The sequence below is a fragment of the Acidovorax sp. KPB24-07 genome, assembly GCF_057543315.1.
The window spans coordinates 1-760 of the sequence record NZ_BAAJYS010000840.1 but is presented as its reverse complement, the minus strand read 5'-3'; the positions used below and the strand labels follow the sequence as shown (position 1 = coordinate 760).

The following is a 760-nucleotide window of genomic DNA, read 5'->3' as shown; positions in this document are numbered from 1 at the left end:
CCTCGAAGTCCGCCCGCGAGCGGTAGGCGTGCAGCAGGCCGCGCTGGGCCACCAGATGCGGGACGCCGGCTTCGCCGGCCAGCCGGGCATGCAGCGCCGGCGCATCGCGCAGCAACTGGCGCAGGGCATGCGCGGTGCGGGCCACGTGCGCAGGCGTGCGGCCCGAGCGCAAGAAGCGCCACAGCCACGGCAGGGCGCGGGGCAGGTAGCCCCAGCGCACGGTGAGCGGGCCTTGCGGGTCCAGCAGGTAGCCAGGCACCTGCTTCCACATGCCGGGCCCTGCGGGCGGAAGAATGGAGTGGGAAGACAGCCAGCCCGCATTGCCGTAGCTCGTGGCTTCTTCGCCAGCGGGGGCATGGGGGTTGAGCAGCGTGACCTGGCGGCCGGAGCGCAGCATCTCGATCGCGCACACCGTGCCCACGATGCCGGCCCCGATCACCACGACGTGCCGGCGCCGGTCGGCAGGCCCGGTGGCTCTGGCCTGGGTGGCGTCGTCGGCAAGGGCGGGAGTGGCGAGGGCTGTGGCGGGCATGTGTGCGGCTGCGCAGGGCAGCGAGGAGGAGAGGGGGTGTGGGCCGGACCCGGTCGTGCCATTTTTCCACGAAAGGGTCCGGTCCACGGTGCCCTGCCGGCCTGGTGCCCGGTGAGCACCGGCGGATCAGCAGTCCTCGCCGCGGCGCACGGAACGCTGCAGCGCCATGCGGTCGGCGCGGCGCTGCTGCGGAAATAGCCCGCCACGTCGAACGTGAGGCGGTAGGTG

At 73.4% G+C, this 760-nt stretch carries 1 protein-coding gene; it reads right to left on the bottom strand.

The genetic code is table 11. The annotated features are described in order from the left end of the window. A partial coding sequence (locus tag AC27IQ_RS26180; protein WP_487091390.1) for an FAD-dependent oxidoreductase occupies nt 1–532 on the bottom strand: 532 nt, incomplete at its 3' end. Nucleotides 533–760 lie beyond the last annotated feature (228 nt).